Origin of the sequence: Enterobacter sp. KBR-315C3_2022 (genome assembly GCF_041399425.1) — a bacterium.
Taxonomy (GTDB): Bacteria; Pseudomonadota; Gammaproteobacteria; order Enterobacterales; family Enterobacteriaceae; genus Enterobacter.
Genome location: NZ_JBGKEB010000010.1, coordinates 38079 through 52245, shown reverse-complemented (window position 1 = coordinate 52245; position 14167 = coordinate 38079). Strand labels below are relative to the sequence as shown.

Annotated in this window: 16 protein-coding genes; 11 read left to right on the top strand and 5 right to left on the bottom strand. The window is 48.6% G+C overall.

The annotated features are described in order from the left end of the window. Positions 1 to 117: 117 nt before the first annotated feature. Positions 118 to 882, top strand: coding sequence for a siderophore-interacting protein (locus AB8804_RS12490; protein ID WP_371186545.1), 765 nt, complete (start codon positions 118 to 120; stop codon positions 880 to 882). Here AB8804_RS12490 and AB8804_RS12485 read toward each other — a convergent pair whose 3' ends face one another. Next, a complete protein-coding gene (locus AB8804_RS12485; RefSeq protein ID WP_371186543.1) occupies positions 883 to 2052 on the bottom strand; it encodes a DNA repair protein in 1170 nt (389 codons plus the stop codon). 1103 nt (positions 2053 to 3155) lie between these two features. Here AB8804_RS12485 and AB8804_RS12480 point away from each other — a divergent pair. Further along, positions 3156 to 4316, top strand: coding sequence for a hypothetical protein (locus AB8804_RS12480; protein WP_371186541.1), 1161 nt, complete (start codon positions 3156 to 3158; stop codon positions 4314 to 4316). 591 nt (positions 4317 to 4907) lie between these two features. On the opposite strand, the gene AB8804_RS12475 is transcribed toward AB8804_RS12480, so the two are convergent. Genes AB8804_RS12475 through AB8804_RS12465 form a run of 3 tightly spaced genes read right to left on the bottom strand, consistent with a single transcriptional unit; the run spans position 4908 to position 8344 of the window. Continuing rightward, positions 4908 to 6725 carry a hypothetical protein gene (locus AB8804_RS12475; protein ID WP_371186539.1) on the bottom strand — a complete coding sequence of 606 codons (1818 nt, stop codon included), beginning with the start codon at positions 6723 to 6725 and terminating at the stop codon, positions 4908 to 4910. Further along, on the bottom strand, positions 6715 to 7761 hold the full coding sequence (locus tag AB8804_RS12470) for a tyrosine-type recombinase/integrase (protein WP_371186537.1): 1047 nt from the start codon (positions 7759 to 7761) through the stop codon (positions 6715 to 6717). Before AB8804_RS12470 ends, AB8804_RS12475 begins: the two co-directional genes overlap by 11 nt. A gap of 1 nt (position 7762) precedes the next feature. Further along, complete coding sequence (locus AB8804_RS12465) at positions 7763 to 8344, bottom strand: phage repressor protein CI (protein ID WP_371186535.1); 582 nt, start codon at positions 8342 to 8344, stop codon at positions 7763 to 7765. Positions 8345 to 8477: 133 nt separating this feature from the next. Here AB8804_RS12465 and AB8804_RS12460 point away from each other — a divergent pair, with 133 nt between their 5' ends. The 8 genes from AB8804_RS12460 (at position 8478) to AB8804_RS12425 (ending at position 11622) form a co-directional block, all read left to right on the top strand. Next, positions 8478 to 8699, top strand: a complete 222-nt coding sequence (locus AB8804_RS12460) for an AlpA family transcriptional regulator (protein ID WP_023136170.1) — start codon at positions 8478 to 8480, stop codon at positions 8697 to 8699. A gap of 30 nt (positions 8700 to 8729) precedes the next feature. After that, complete coding sequence (locus AB8804_RS12455; RefSeq protein WP_371186532.1) at positions 8730 to 9233, top strand: phage regulatory CII family protein; 504 nt, start codon at positions 8730 to 8732, stop codon at positions 9231 to 9233. 9 nt (positions 9234 to 9242) lie between these two features. After that, positions 9243 to 9437, top strand: coding sequence for a phage filamentation protein Fil family protein (locus tag AB8804_RS12450; RefSeq protein WP_039268751.1), 195 nt, complete (start codon positions 9243 to 9245; stop codon positions 9435 to 9437). Beyond that, complete coding sequence (locus AB8804_RS12445; protein WP_013097409.1) at positions 9427 to 9855, top strand: hypothetical protein; 429 nt, start codon at positions 9427 to 9429, stop codon at positions 9853 to 9855. The genes AB8804_RS12450 and AB8804_RS12445 overlap by 11 nt, the downstream gene beginning before the upstream one ends. Further along, on the top strand, positions 9855 to 10256 hold the full coding sequence (locus AB8804_RS12440; protein ID WP_058656533.1) for a hypothetical protein: 402 nt from the start codon (positions 9855 to 9857) through the stop codon (positions 10254 to 10256). Before AB8804_RS12445 ends, AB8804_RS12440 begins: the two co-directional genes overlap by 1 nt. 66 nt (positions 10257 to 10322) lie before the next feature. Further along, complete coding sequence (locus AB8804_RS12435; protein ID WP_013097407.1) at positions 10323 to 10556, top strand: DUF2732 family protein; 234 nt, start codon at positions 10323 to 10325, stop codon at positions 10554 to 10556. Next, positions 10547 to 11413 carry a DNA adenine methylase gene (locus AB8804_RS12430; protein ID WP_371186528.1) on the top strand — a complete coding sequence of 289 codons (867 nt, stop codon included), beginning with the start codon at positions 10547 to 10549 and terminating at the stop codon, positions 11411 to 11413. The genes AB8804_RS12435 and AB8804_RS12430 overlap by 10 nt, the downstream gene beginning before the upstream one ends. Next, positions 11410 to 11622 (top strand): hypothetical protein, encoded by a 213-nt coding sequence (locus tag AB8804_RS12425; RefSeq protein WP_371186526.1) that lies wholly within the window; start codon positions 11410 to 11412, stop codon positions 11620 to 11622. The genes AB8804_RS12430 and AB8804_RS12425 overlap by 4 nt, the downstream gene beginning before the upstream one ends. A gap of 67 nt (positions 11623 to 11689) precedes the next feature. On the opposite strand, the gene AB8804_RS12420 is transcribed toward AB8804_RS12425, so the two are convergent. Continuing rightward, the gene (locus AB8804_RS12420; RefSeq protein WP_193360722.1) at positions 11690 to 12028 is read right to left on the bottom strand and encodes a hypothetical protein; all 339 of its coding nucleotides are present in this window, start codon (positions 12026 to 12028) and stop codon (positions 11690 to 11692) included. A 28-nt stretch (positions 12029 to 12056) separates the two neighbouring features. Between AB8804_RS12420 and AB8804_RS12415 the strand changes: the two genes are divergently transcribed. Next, positions 12057 to 14072, top strand: a complete 2016-nt coding sequence (locus tag AB8804_RS12415; protein ID WP_371186523.1) for a replication endonuclease — start codon at positions 12057 to 12059, stop codon at positions 14070 to 14072. Positions 14073 to 14167 lie beyond the last annotated feature (95 nt).

Genomic DNA, 14167 nt, shown 5'->3' with positions numbered 1-14167 from the left:
GTGTATCTAAGATATATTTAGATGCAATCTTAAAGATCTTGCTTTTTGCGTTATTAGCAATCATTATCATTTAAAATTTGATTTAGATATATCGTATTCACAGTGTAAGGCATACCTATGACGACTACCCGTTACCCTCAGCGCGTTCGTAACGACCTGCGCTTTCGCGAGCTAAACGTCCTGCGCGTTGAGCGCGTCAGCGCGGGCTTTCAGCGCATTGTCCTGGGCGGCGAGGCGCTGGAGGGCTTTAGCTCCCGCGGCTTTGACGACCACACCAAGGTCTTTTTCCCCGCGCCGGGCGCGACCTTCGTGCCGCCCGTCGTCACGGAGGAAGGCATCGACTGGGGCGACGGCGTGCGCCCGCAGTCGCGCGACTATACGCCGCTCTACGATGAGGCGAACCACGAGCTGGCGCTCGACTTCTTTATTCACGACGGCGGCGTTGCCAGCCGCTGGGCGATGCAGGCGAAAGCGGGCGACAGGCTGACCATCGGCGGGCCGCGCGGTTCGCTGGTGGTGCCGGAAGATTACGCCTGGCAGCTGTACGTCTGCGACGAGTCCGGCATGCCCGCGCTGCGCCGTCGGCTGGAGGGGATCGCTAAGCTGCCGGTACGCCCGGAGATACATGCGCTCGTGACCGTGGCGGACGGATCCTGCAAGGATTATCTGGCGCACCTGAGCGCGTTCAACATCACGTGGGTTGTGGGCCACAGCGAGCAGGCGGTAGCAGACCATCTGGCCGCGCTGACCGTTCCGCAAGAGGATTACTTTGTCTGGCTGACCGGGGAAGGGAAGGTGGTAAAAAACCTGAGCCGGAGGTTTGAAGCCGACGCGATTGACCCGCAGCTGGTGCGTGCCAGCGCGTACTGGCACGCCAAATAACTACGCGGCCGAGTCCAGCTGCGCTTCGCTCACCTGATTTTCGAGCGAGGCGCGGACCTCGTTCAGCGCTTTCTCCTGCTGGGCAAAGTAGGCTTCCATATTGTTCAGCGAGGAGACCAGCAGCCACGACTCCTCTTTTTCCAGCTCGGCCAGCTCGTTCACCAGGGTGTCGATTTGCTCGCGCACCTGGTCCATTTTTTTGCGAATACGCGCCAGATCGTTCAGCCTGTCGCTTGCCATCAGCGGCTCGAACCCCTGCTGCAGGCGGGCGACCAGCGAGCGAATGGCCTTCACATCCCCACGCTGTTTGGCCTGGTTGAGCTGAACCATCATCGCGTTGGCCTCTTCCTTCAGGTCGTCCGCGACCAGATCCGGATGACACAGCTTGCTCGCCTGACGCCAGAGGCGCTTCAGCTCGTTCCTGTCCTCTTCCGAAAGCGTTTTCCCTTTGCGCAGGCGCACTTCGGCGTCGTGATGCTGCTCGCGGTATTTCTCGTACTCGTCGTGGGCCTCGTCGCGCGCCTGCCGCGCTGGCTCTTCCTCACGCGTGAGCCCGTTTTCCAGCTCCAGCGCTTCGGCCAGCAGGTTTGCAATTAGGTTACTTTGCTGCTGCAGATGCTTACGCGCGTCGGCGGCCTGCACGGAATCCGCGGGCAAGTCGCGCCAGCGCTGGGTCAGCGTGTTCAGCACCTCCACCGCCTGCGCCATGTAGCGCTGGCAGCGGCGGTAGTCCTCTTCCCGACGCTGCGCTTCGGCCCGCTGACGGCGCAGGTTCAGCTCCGCCAGCGTTTTGCGAAGCCCGAGGATCTGCTGCATCAGCGGCCCGAGGCGGGCAAAGTAGAGATCGTTAAATTCATCAAGCTGCTGCACGCGCGCGTTGCGGCGGTCAATCAGATCGCGCAGCCGCTCCTCCAGCGCCTTTAGCTCAAGCTTGCTTGCCGCCACCTGCGGGTCGCGCCATTGTGTGACGGCGCGCTGGCCCTGCAGCCAGGCAACAATAGCCCCGAGCGCGTCGGTGTAGCGCTTCTGCTCAAGCGCGGCGACGATTGCCCGCAGCTCATCGTCAAACGCTTCATTCTTCAGGCGCGCGAGCTGGCTCTGGATGATGTCGTCATCCTCCAGCTCGATGGCATTTTTGATGATTTCTAGCCGTTTGATCGGTGTGCTCATGATGCCTTTCGCTTTTGACGCTTAAGTCGTTGAGTGAAGGTTAGTTGTTGAGAACGCTACAGGAAATAATACACACGGATGATGATCGGCGCGACGGAGGATTTCTTTAGCTGTTTTTGGGGGGGGAGAAGTGTGTGAATGCGTTTGAGGGGCAATCGTGTTGGAGCCCAAAAAGCAAAAGGGCCGGAGATTTCTCTCCAGCCCTTGCGGTGTCTGGTGGCCCCTGCTGGACTTGAACCAGCGACCAGGCGATCAGGCGTTTCTATCGGAATAACTGAAAATCAATTTTTGATTTTAATTATCATAGATAGAGATTCTCACTAATTGGCAATTTTTGCTATTATGCCATTAAATATAATATATTATATACGACAAGACCCCAAAATGATTACATGGGGCTTTGGATATACTTACTTAGTGTAGCTACCGCGAATAGTACGAAGAATTACACGCCCGTTTGGCTCTTCGCCATCACCTTGAATGACAGAAAAGGTGTTTCCATCAAGGCACTTATCAATTCTTTTCTGTCCCAGCTCAGTTATACGCCATGAGGCGTCCTCTGCTTATGATCTTGAGTTAGCGAGCGATTACCATTTGTTCTCCGCGGAATGGGCGCATTTTTTCAGTAGATTTTACTCTTCCATTCACTGTGTATACTCTCGCTTAATTAGCAATATTTCATGTAAATCACTGAACCTACAAACCATCCTTTTGAACAAATAGTCAAAAGATTAAATAAGGGCATATCATGATGATCGAAAGTGTTTCATAAAACTAATTTCTGAAAAAAAGCGATGGCGTTGCGGGAACCTCTGAGAAGAAAGACCTCCGGAGGTGTGATGCAACGCGCTGGCTTGAGATAATGCATTTCAGACAACGTACTGCGGCAGCAGGATACCGCAAAAAGTACCTTTAGATGATTGGCTCAAAACGTGGTTCAGATAACCTGTAACATTAATCATTAATATTCACCTTGGATATTTTGGGCTTCAATTAATTAGTTGATTAAATATGAACAAAAAATGCCATAATTTATATGGGGAGTACATATCCGTAGTAGAATTATTTGGTTTATTAATTATTAGGAATGAAATAGAATTTACATGATCCAGCAATACACCAATGAATTAACGCCAGAAGTAAAATCCGAACTGGAAATATCCCCCTTCGCGGCGGAAGAAATAGCCGCGATGGATGATGAGGCGCGCGCGATTATTGCAGAGGGCAGGGAACTGGAAAGGAAGTATACTTGGACGCATATCAGCAGGGCTATGCGATCGGAGAACAGCGTTGAGCACAAAATGAGTTATAACCCTCAAACTGATGCGATGAACCCGCGTCAGCTCTACAAACAACTTATCTGGTGGGCACAAGTTCATCCCGTTGCATCAAATTGCTACTGCGAAGACCATCACATAATCCAGCGAGCTATTTTCCGCCGTCATAACCGGCTTTACCTGGAGGCCTTAACTGTTCGCCTGACTGCCTGGCACCATTATACCGCTCATCGTCTCTATGCTCGCTGGAAAGAGACAGCACCCGCCTGGCAGGCTGTTTATGCCATGATGTTGGATAAACGCGGCAAAAAGGGGAGTGGTCGGCAGGATATAACTGATGGCGTAACATCTGAAATGTATAACCATGCCAAAGAGCAAGCCATGATGCTGCGAAGTATTGATCCCACATGGATAGAGCGTAATCAGGCTGGTTTGGTGAAGCGGCAGGCTAATGGCCATGCAGATAAGCTGGCGGCAGCTCAAGCACTCCGCTGGCAGCGAGAAGGTGAACGCGAGCGCATGGGTGAAACACTACAGTCTTCAATGACTGCCGCAGTATTAGCCCGGCGCGAAGCTACGATGCGTGATAAATATCATTCTGATCCGGAATGGACGGCGAATCGTATGGCGAAAGTGAATGAGGCCCGGGGTAGGCCGCTAATCACTATCCGGCTCAGTGACGGGTATCAACAATACTGGCCTTTAGTGGCTGATGCTAACCGCGCTTTAGGCGTATCAAATGGCAAGTTCACAATGGTGGCCAATGGTAAAAGGCGCTCTGCTGGTGGGTATGGTGCGCGTTACGCCACGCCAGAAGAAATTGCTGCAGGAAAAGCGCTGGTGGCCGTCGAAGTTCGAAAAGTAAAAACAAAGAGTAGACCGGTGATCCGGATAGATCCTGATGGTACGGAAATCCTGTTTGATACCGTACCAATTGCGGCAGCGGCAACATTAGGCGCATCTGCTTCTAAAATTTGCCTTGTATGAAAGGGTAAACGGGAAACCAATGCCGGTTATCGCTGGCGATATAGCGCAGAACAATAATGAGTTGAGGATTGAAATTGAAATGCAAACTGAAACGCCGTAGTCATGTTCTGCGTGAAAACCCCAACTATCCTAATCCGGCTCTATCCTTGAAACTTACTTTGTAAACAGGCTCTAATCCATTTTCAGCCTCCAGCAAGTTATAGAGGGCAACCTTAAGATGTGATAGCAAACACTTATCGTTTTCACTCAAGTTTGGGTCTTCTTCGCTGACGAGGCGTTGTAGCAGAGAATGGATGTTCGAAGCAAAAGTGTTCATGCAAACCTTTAGTCTGGAAGTTGGCATTTCAGGTTCGAAGCCAAAACGTTACCTGACCCAAATTCGACGCAAAGAAAAAGGACTTAGATAATTTCTTATCTAAGTCCTTGATATATTTGGTGGCCCCTGCTGGACTTGAACCAGCGACCAAGCGATTATGAGAACCATTACAGCCTAAGCAAAAACAATTACTTAATTCAAAATCAATAAGTTAAAGGCCCAATATCCACCAATATGAGCCAATAATCTGAAGTTTGCGCGACACTTTTGCGACACTATAGATACTGCATTGCACGTGCAGGGATGAGTCTCTCTATCCTGAGGCGTTCAAATCCTTCTAACTTCATCGCTTCGATTTTTAGTGTGACAATTACTGAGCGCAACCATTCTTTTTCACTAGCCAAAATATTTTTGGCAATGCCATTAGTATATCTATTTATTAGAATGTTTCTAATTCTGTCCCAGTCATTATAGGGTTTGCACAGCCATGTAAGTACGAAATCTTCAGGAGGTATGGTAGATAATATGTCAATTCTGGAATATTTTCCTAAAGTCGAACCTTCACCGATTAAAAGTAATTTGAACTCATTTAAATTATCATTTAAAGCCTGCATTATCTCCCTTGAAAATTCAGGGTAGTTATTAATTAATGCTTCCTTGCGTTTTATTTTAATGTATTTTCTAATTTCATTGATATGTTGACTGTAAACTTCATATAACCAAAATCCGTGGCCGTGTGCGCTCGACTCTAAAAAGCTATCAAATATACTTTCATTTGGATTTTCAAATGGTAATCTATTGTTGTTAACAAGGTCATCTATGTATTTTTTGCAATCATTAAGAGTTTCCTCTAAGGACTTATCAATTACATTGATATATGACATTAAAAACATCAAGTGAAACATATGAAGCATAGTTCCGGTTTCAGTCACCTCTCTATTTTCAAATTGTTTAAGCATCTCGACTTTAGAATTGTTAACAATTTCATCATCCAAATAATCGAAACTTTGGATTTTCAGCCAGGCTGGCACTTCGATATTAGCTTTTTCTTGAAAATATCTTGATTGTTTGATTTTGTTTCTTATTTTACTTTTTGGATATATGCCTTCAACAAGCATCAAATAAATAAGCTCATCATTGAGGATTCCATCCGAAAAAATCTCTTGAGAATAACTTGAAAATAATCTTTTCAATCTTTTCTCTTTCGGGTCTGCTTCTTCATTTTCTTCATCGCCAGCTTCTAAACTTGGTAGTGAGTAGCCGTGATTACGGAATTCATTTTGTAAGCTCATAAGTTCAACAGAAAGGATATTACCTAGTCTGTACTCTATATTCAATGTTGAAAATGTATTAAATAATTCCTGCATAGCCTCATCGTTTTTGATTTGAATATATGTAAGGCAAGAGGTTAATCTTTCACAGTCCTTAATAACATGTCGAAGTATTCGCAGTGATTGGCACTGTGATTTTTTAAATGCAGAAACTATGAATGATTTGATATTGTTATGATGTTTTAATCTGACGGTTTCGGAAAAGAAACTATCGGCAGCAGAATCCACTTGAGGTTTTATTTTGATGGTATGACCAATTATTTTTTCTTTTGTAGTTATGAATTCTGATTCTACTTCTGAGTCGTGAGCAATTACAAGTACGCGGCATTTATGATGTTCGGTGTATTTGTTTATAGCGCCAAGAATATCTTTTAATTTTACTGAGCATCTTTCAAGATCATCAAAAACTATGATTTTAGTATTATCTACTTTCTCCTTTATAAAGGCGTCGGCAAGGCTACTAATAATATTTCCTGCTCCAAACGTTATATCATTCCATTCTGCGGTGGAATCTTTAACAGCTGTAGCAGATTTTTTCAAAAAATTTCTTGTTGGATACATTTCTGCGAAGACATTAGCGTATATCTCACTTGTGGAACTCAAGCCAAATAAACTGACATAGCATACTTTTTCTTTAGGCAATGAATTCATCACTTGATAAGTTTTACCTATTCCCCAATCCCCTGTTATGAGAACGGCGTAACTTGGTTCAGCTTGTTCAATGTAATAGTCAAGATACCTTTTTAAGCTTTCATCGATCATCTTCAACATCCTTTTTAATAGATTTTGATAATGGATTGAACTTTAGAGCTTCAATTAAGTGAGATGGTGCAAAATGCGAGTATCGCATTGTCATTTTGATATCAGTATGTCCTAGTATTCTTTGCAGTACTAATATGTTTCCACCGTTCATCATGAAATAACTTGCAAAAGTGTGACGTAGTACATGAGTGAGCTGCCCAGGAGGAAGCTCAATTTCGGCTCTAGAAAGTGCATTTCTAAATGCATAATAGCACGGGGTAAATAGTGCCCCCCCTTTTTTGGGAATAGATTTGGCTAGATCATCATCGATTGGAATAGTGCGATTTCGCTTACCTTTAGTATTTGTAAAAGTAATTTTTCCTGAGGAGATTTGGGTTCGTTTTAGTTTTTCAGCTTCACCCCATCTAGCCCCTGTAGAAAGACAAATTTTTACTATGATCTCTAAATCCTTAGCGGAGCTATTACGACATTCTTCTAGAAGGCGTTCGATCTGTTTTTCTGTAAGATAGGCCATCTCACTTTCTTCTGTTCTGAACTGGCGTACGTTCTCTAAAGGGTTCGGTGCGTCCCATTCCCCGAGTCGTTTTAATTCGTTAAAAACGGCAAGGAAATACGCGTGCTCAAGGTTCATGGTGCGGGGCGAAACCTGAGCGACACGCTTTGTCCGGGCAAAATGGCCATCCAACCTTTTAGCTCTATAAGCGGTGAACAGCTGCGCGGTGAACTCAATAGCCATTGGAGAACCCATACACTCATCAGCCCATAGCATGGCGCTTTTACGCTTTTCACCATCACGCAGGGTTATCCCGTGGCGCTCAAACCAGAGATGTACTAGGTCTGAAAGTCGACGTTTATCCTTTCCTTGTCCAAGCCAGGGTGTGTCCTCTACTTTTTGAAGGGTGTAATTTTCGTATGCTAACGCCTCGCCTTTAGTCGCGAACTTCTTGCGAACTCTCTTTCCTTGCTTGCCATCACTACGGTTGACGGTGTAAAAGTCCGCAACCCATTGGCCATTACTGAGTTTTCTTACGGTCATATCACTGAATCGTCAGAACAACGCGCCCAATTACGGTTATGTCCTCGATACCACAATCAAAAGCCATACCAACGCCGCTAACTCTAACCTTCTTAACCGGGATACGCGTAAGGGTGCGGATACTCACTTTACCCTCAATCTCTACTAGCCACTGATCGTCATAAACTTCTGTGAATGAGGTATCAACGATGAACTGATTATTACCTTCCAAGACACATACGGGAGATGATGGCAAAGGGACTCCGGGTAAAAAAGAGACTTTATCCAGCATGTACATCCCAGCGTCATACATCAAACCGTCAACGATTTTACGCCGCGGCATTTTGAGGATATCCACTTCTTCATCCTCAAATTTCTTACCTTCACCTGTTGCCAGCCATTCAAGTGTTACGCCTGTTTCAGCCATGCATTTGAGCATTATGTCAGCAGGAAGCCCACCGCGTTTATAACGCGCTGACATAGAACTGGAAGCAATTCCAAGATGTTCGGCAAGCTGTAATTTTTGTGTAAAGCCGTATGCCTCAAGCACCCGATCAAGTACCGGGGCGCTATCCGATTCTGGGTCTAGTCTAAATCTCGCCATAATTTCAAGGCATCTAGATAAATACTACATTGTATTGACATGTAGATTTTATCTAACTAACCTTGCTCCTGTGTTTAGATATTGGCTAATAACGGTGGATATTGGCGTATCCACAACCTGAGGAGTTTGCATTATGCGTCCCAACATTACAATCGTGATCCCTGATCCATACATCCCGCTTGATGAGTATTGCCGTCGTACAGGCATGTCCAAAAGCACTGCTGAGAACCTGATTTCATACGGAAAACTTCCTATCAAGCCTAAAGGAGCACAGAAAAAAGGGCTGGTTGAAGTGAACATGGCCGCCTTAACCGTAATGGCGTTAAGCGAATGTGATGTTTCGCTTAACGCGTAATTCATCGTACGGATTAGGGAGGAGCTAACAATGTTTGATTATCAGACTTCTAAACATGCTCACTTTGATGCTGCTTGCCGAGCGTTTGCGCTTTCGCACAATCTGGAGGATGTCGCCGCTGCCGTTGGTATGCGTCCGCAGATCCTGCGCAATAAATTGAACCCGATGCAACCGCATCGCCTGACCTGTGACGAGCTACTGGCTATTACCGATTACACCGAAGATGCGCGTTTACTGGATGGGATGCTAGGGCAGATTAACTGCCTCCCGTCCGTTCCGGTCAATAACGCCACTGAAGCGAACATGCAGTTTTGCGCATTAAGCGCCACCGCAAACGTGGGTGCGATCGCTGGGGAAGCCGTTTCAACTGAGCACATGACCGCCGCACGCCGCACACAAATTCTTGATCGTGCCCGTGATGCAATCCGTTCCCTTTCCGTCCTGGCTTACACCGTTGAAAGCCGCCTCCAGTCTGCGCCGGTTCTTGCTGCTGCCGTCGATATCGTGACTACCAGCGCCAGCAGCATGATGTGAGGGATAACCATGAAAGCGTTCGTTACCTATCTGAAAAAAGAATCTCCGGCCATGCAGCTGGCCAGCGGATCAACTGGTTGGCTTGAACTGCCAAATGGCCAGCGCTGGAACCCTGGCCACCAGTACAAATTCAGTGCCCGCTCGTCTCGTCGTCCATGGTGGTTTCGTTTGTTCGGGATTATCAGGGGGCGTTATGGCCATTAGCGAAAAGCAGCAGGAAATTGGCCTTAAGTGGCTTGGGAATATCCGCCGTAAATACTGGAGTGAGAAAAGCGAAGCCGCCGAATGGTGGGACAAATTAACACCAGAATGGCGCGGGGTTGTTTTACATGCGGCCGCAGTAGCTTCCGGAATGGACGTTTTCAAAGCCCATCTGAGCAAATGCTACTGGTCAGAGTTATTCGAACGCCTGGACTACCGGGCAATGATTCAGCTGCGTCAGGGCATATCCAGGGCGCGTCTGACGTTTGAAGGGTTCGGGAGTCTGAGCGACAGCGATTTTTCAAAGCGCAGCGCTAACCGCCAGGTGAAAAAGGCTCATCCGATCCACAGCAGTAATGGCGTGCAGATGATTATCGCGCCTCATATCGTTCATAAGATGCAACAGCAGGAGAATCATTAATGTCCATTATCTCTGTAAACGCCAAAGAACTGGGACAGGAGCTGGCTGCGTGGGGTGTTCCACACAATTACGCCATTCTCTTTCTTGAGAAAAGCACCGTTAAAAATGGCCGTGTGGCCTTACATCCGTTTTTCTTTAACGACACCGAGCACATGACTAACAAACGGCACTGGCTGGCCGTGAATGTTGCGTACTGGTGCTGTGTCTATCGTGAAGCGGAAAGCCTGTACCAACAGGTTGAAGCGCTGGCAAGCATTCGTTCCATGTATTACATCGCAGGGTCATTGGGCGCCGGGGAAGTTAAGGCGCTGATCCAGGAATGGTGGCGCAACACCTACGAGCTGCACCAGATACCCGCGCCGAGCTACTCAGCCGCGCCCGTTACCGTCTCTTTCCACTAATTAACTGCCTGAATTTTTGGCCATCCCTGCGGTGGCCGGGGATTCTTTTGCCCTGAGGAAACCAAAATGCAAACAACACGCATGTTTTTACCCGTCAACCAATCCGGTACTGACCTGCTGGCAATGCTGGCAAAAGCTACTGAGGAAGGTAAAGCGGCCTCCGCCGATCTGTGTTCTGCTCGTCTGGATAAGCTGGCCGCGTATGCAGCTAACGAAGGTTTAAGCGCTGCCGAAATCGTTGAGCTGATCCGTGAAGAGGCTGCGGCCATTTGCAGTAAAGGCGGTGCAGCATGGCAGTAAAAACCCCTCTTAAATGGGTTGGCAGTAAAGTCCGCCTTATGCCGCAGCTGCGTCGCCACTTGCCGGAAGGTAGGCGCCTGGTTGAACCGTTCGCGGGTTCGTGCGCCGTCATGATGAATACGGACTATGACGAATACCTGATCGCTGATCTGAACCCGGATTTAGTCAATCTGTATAAGGCGATGGCCTACCATACCGACGCATTTCTTGTGGAGCTTGAAACCCTGTTTTCTGCCGGGGCGTTAGGTGAACAGGAGAGCCGCGCTATTTTTTACTATGCCGTCCGGGACGCGTTTAATTTGTCGGGAAAGGCGCTTGGGGCTGAAAGCGTTGAAGCTGCTGCCCGTTTCATGTACCTGAACCGCCATGGCTTTAACGGGCTTTGCCGTTACAACCGCCGTGGCCAGTTCAATGTCCCGTTCGGGAAGTACAAGAAAAACTATTTCCCGCTTAAAGAAGTCCGGGCATTTGCTGAAAAGGCAAAGCGTGCAACGTTCATCACTGCGCATTACTCCGAAACGCTTGCGCTGGTTCGTGCCGGGGATGTGGTCTATTGCGATCCGCCATACCTGACGGAATCAGGAAATTTCACCTCATACACTGAAAGCGGCTTTTCACATCTTGATCAGGGGCGGCTGGCCAGAAAGCTGCGCCGTCTCGCTGAAAAGGGCGTGAGTGTTGTTGCGTCAAACAGCGATCTGGAAATGGTGCATTACCTTTACGCCGGGTTTGAGGCGATGAAAGTCAAAGCGCCACGCAGTGTTGGTGCCGCAGCTGCAAGCCAGAAATCTGCCGTAGAGCTGATCCTGAAATCACCAGTTTCCACAGCCTCCAGCGCTGGGGTGGTGGCGAAATGATGACTGAACCCATGACCGGGCTGTATGCGATGACGGTATTTGCGGCTTTCATCTTCTTTTCCTGGGAAGAGCGCCGGGACGCGGAGACTTCAGATGATGCAGACTTTATTTTGCTCGCTATCTCTTCCCTCGTCTGGCCTGTACTGGTGGCGGTTTGTGCCGCTGCTTACATGATTAATGCCTGGAAGAAGTGGGTTAATCGTGGCTGATCTGTTTCTTGCTGGCCAACATCATGCCGCCGATATCTGGCGGCATGAAGTTGTGTATCGTATTTACTTACTTAGCTGGAGGGGTATTTTTGGGGATGTCAGCCATCCTGAATACGCCTTTAGCCATTGCTGCTTTTACATCTGGAATGGCCATCACGGCATCATAACCCCGGAATGTGGCCGTATCATCTATAAGGTTGATCAGTCCAATCTCACCCAAAAAATTACGGATAGAAACATATTCACTCATTCCGTGGCCTGTAATCACGCGGTAAATGTACCCGTCGTGATAAATAGCCACAGGATAGCTCATCATTCCGTCATCAATATCAAGCGTGTTCAGCCATTTCGTGATCGTTTCATCATAATCTGGGCGTGGACAATCTCGGGTGTAACGGTGCTTCATGTGGTTTTCCATATGGTCAGGAGGGTTTATGCCTAACCTATCGGAAAGCGCATCGGCGATCAAACAGTGGGCATACGCCTGGAACGCGCCGCGACAGGCAATCGAAAGCCCGTTCCCAACATACGAAGAATTAAAGCAACGTGATCGGGATAATGCGGCGTTAGCGTGCGCTCAGGATTTGCTACAAAAGCAATCTGTGATTGTTCGTATGTCGGTAAACGCGGCGGCCAGCAAACTGGAGAAAGAGCAGGGAATAAAGCGTGCCAACGCCTTTTTGGCCAAAACCTTTCTGGAGCGAATTCTCCCACGCGTTAACATCGTTTCTGAGCGTTACCACATTGGCAAAATGACCGCTGACAACGTTCGACTGATGCACCGTTTTAATCAGCTTCCTGATATGTCGAAGGAAGATATTGATCTGCTGGCGCAGGATGTCGTGACGTTCATCACTATGGAAATCAGCAGCATCAACGATGAAATGCCGGAAGCCGGTGCGCTGAAATTACTGCACGCACTTTATGTTCGTGCCTCGGCAATTGCCAAAGCATTCCGCCAGTCAGCGCCAGACTTTGAAAAGTTAATGCGTCGTTGCTTCGAGGAGACAAAGGCCGCCGCATCGCTTGCCAAAATGATGTCTGATCAGTGGTGGGCGCGTCGCTTGCGCCGCCATGCGTCTGAGTGGCGCGAGCATTTGCATATTGCCCTGAATCACGTCAGCAAAAAGGCCAGCACTTACGCCAGCAAACAGCTTATCCGTGACTGGAAAGAGCAGAAGCGCCGCACCCGGGAATTCCTGAAGTCGATGGAGCTTGAGGATGAATTCGGCAACCGAATCAGCCTGATAGACAAATACTGGGGCAGCGTGGCTAACCCGGCCATTCGTCGTACTGAAATGATGGTGCGCATCCGTGGCTTTGAAAATATCTGTAATGAGCTGGGCTATGTGGGGGAGTTCTACACCATCACCGCGCCATCCAAATATCACGCCACCACTATTCATGGTCACCGTAACCGTAAATGGGACGGGAGCAGCCCGGCCGATACGCAGGTCTATTTGCGTAAAGTCTGGGGGCGGATACGGGCAAAGCTGCACCGTAATGATTTGCGTGTGTTCGGGATCAGGGTTGCTGAGCCGCATCACGATGGAACGCCGCACTGGCATATGCTTCTGTTTATGCGCCCTGAAGAGGTTGAGCAGGTGCGTGGAATTTTGCGCGATTACGCGATGGATGAAGACCATGCGGAGCTGATCACCGCCAAAGCGAGAAAAGCCCGCTTCCATGCTGAAAGCATCGATCCGGAAAAAGGGTCTGCCACGGGCTATGTGGCCAAATACATTTCTAAAAATATCGACGGATACGCGCTGGATGAAGAGCTGGACGACGAAAGTGGCAAGCCGATGAAAGAAGCGGCCGCTGCTGCTGCTGCGTGGGCTTCATGCTGGCGCATCCGCCAGTTTCAGTTTGTTGGTGGTGCTCCTGTCACCGTCTGGCGTGAGCTGCGCCGGATGGCCGATCATGATACGGCCATGGGCTTAAGTGTGGAATTTGCTGCCGTGCATGATGCAGCGGATAACGGCGACTGGGCGAAATACATCAATGAGCAGGGCGGTCCGTTTGTCAGAAGGGACGAGCTGATTGCTCGCACCTGGTATGAAACAGGTCAGGAATTTAACGCATACGGTGAGGAGATCGTGCGGGTTAAGGGGGTTTTCTCTCCGGTTGTTGGTGCAGGTTCTCCGATTCTAACCCGACTCACAAAGTGGAAGATTGTTCCGAAGTTAACCGCCGATCAGGCGGTTGCAGTTAGCGGCGCGAATGCGCCGCCTAGGAGTTCTGTCAATAACTGTACGGAGGGAGGAACCCGGAGGCGGTTAAAACTGGAACTGAACCAGCGAGGCTTTGCCGGAACGGATGAAGAAATCGACATTCTGAAGCGGGGCGGCGGGCTTAAATTTGGCCGTTCAGCGCTGATTTACCGTGAAGGGCGGTTGCAGGAGAAGCGGAACAGTCCGGAAAACGAACAATGGCCAGGCTGGCAGTAATCCTGTGTAAGTATGTGATAAATCGTGCCTTACCAATTAGTTGCATGAATTATCATTTCACATATTGTGCTTTTAAGTATACTGTATGCTTATAC

Excerpts from the sequence above, each read along its gene's own strand:
- AB8804_RS12420 (WP_193360722.1), bottom strand. The coding sequence starts at position 12,028 with ATGAAGCACCGTTACACCCGAGATTGTCCACGCCCAGATTATGATGAA.
- AB8804_RS12470 (WP_371186537.1), bottom strand. The coding sequence starts at position 7,761 with ATGACCGTAAGAAAACTCAGTAATGGCCAATGGGTTGCGGACTTTTAC.
- AB8804_RS12430 (WP_371186528.1), top strand. The coding sequence starts at position 10,547 with ATGGCAGTAAAAACCCCTCTTAAATGGGTTGGCAGTAAAGTCCGCCTT.
- AB8804_RS12490 (WP_371186545.1), top strand. The coding sequence starts at position 118 with ATGACGACTACCCGTTACCCTCAGCGCGTTCGTAACGACCTGCGCTTT.
- AB8804_RS12455 (WP_371186532.1), top strand. The coding sequence starts at position 8,730 with ATGTTTGATTATCAGACTTCTAAACATGCTCACTTTGATGCTGCTTGC.
- AB8804_RS12415 (WP_371186523.1), top strand. The coding sequence starts at position 12,057 with ATGCCTAACCTATCGGAAAGCGCATCGGCGATCAAACAGTGGGCATAC.
- AB8804_RS12460 (WP_023136170.1), top strand. The coding sequence starts at position 8,478 with ATGCGTCCCAACATTACAATCGTGATCCCTGATCCATACATCCCGCTT.
- AB8804_RS12485 (WP_371186543.1), bottom strand. The coding sequence starts at position 2,052 with ATGAGCACACCGATCAAACGGCTAGAAATCATCAAAAATGCCATCGAG.
- AB8804_RS12465 (WP_371186535.1), bottom strand. The coding sequence starts at position 8,344 with ATGGCGAGATTTAGACTAGACCCAGAATCGGATAGCGCCCCGGTACTT.
- AB8804_RS12435 (WP_013097407.1), top strand. The coding sequence starts at position 10,323 with ATGCAAACAACACGCATGTTTTTACCCGTCAACCAATCCGGTACTGAC.
- AB8804_RS12440 (WP_058656533.1), top strand. The coding sequence starts at position 9,855 with ATGTCCATTATCTCTGTAAACGCCAAAGAACTGGGACAGGAGCTGGCT.
- AB8804_RS12475 (WP_371186539.1), bottom strand. The coding sequence starts at position 6,725 with ATGATCGATGAAAGCTTAAAAAGGTATCTTGACTATTACATTGAACAA.
- AB8804_RS12445 (WP_013097409.1), top strand. The coding sequence starts at position 9,427 with ATGGCCATTAGCGAAAAGCAGCAGGAAATTGGCCTTAAGTGGCTTGGG.
- AB8804_RS12450 (WP_039268751.1), top strand. The coding sequence starts at position 9,243 with ATGAAAGCGTTCGTTACCTATCTGAAAAAAGAATCTCCGGCCATGCAG.
- AB8804_RS12425 (WP_371186526.1), top strand. The coding sequence starts at position 11,410 with ATGATGACTGAACCCATGACCGGGCTGTATGCGATGACGGTATTTGCG.
- AB8804_RS12480 (WP_371186541.1), top strand. The coding sequence starts at position 3,156 with ATGATCCAGCAATACACCAATGAATTAACGCCAGAAGTAAAATCCGAA.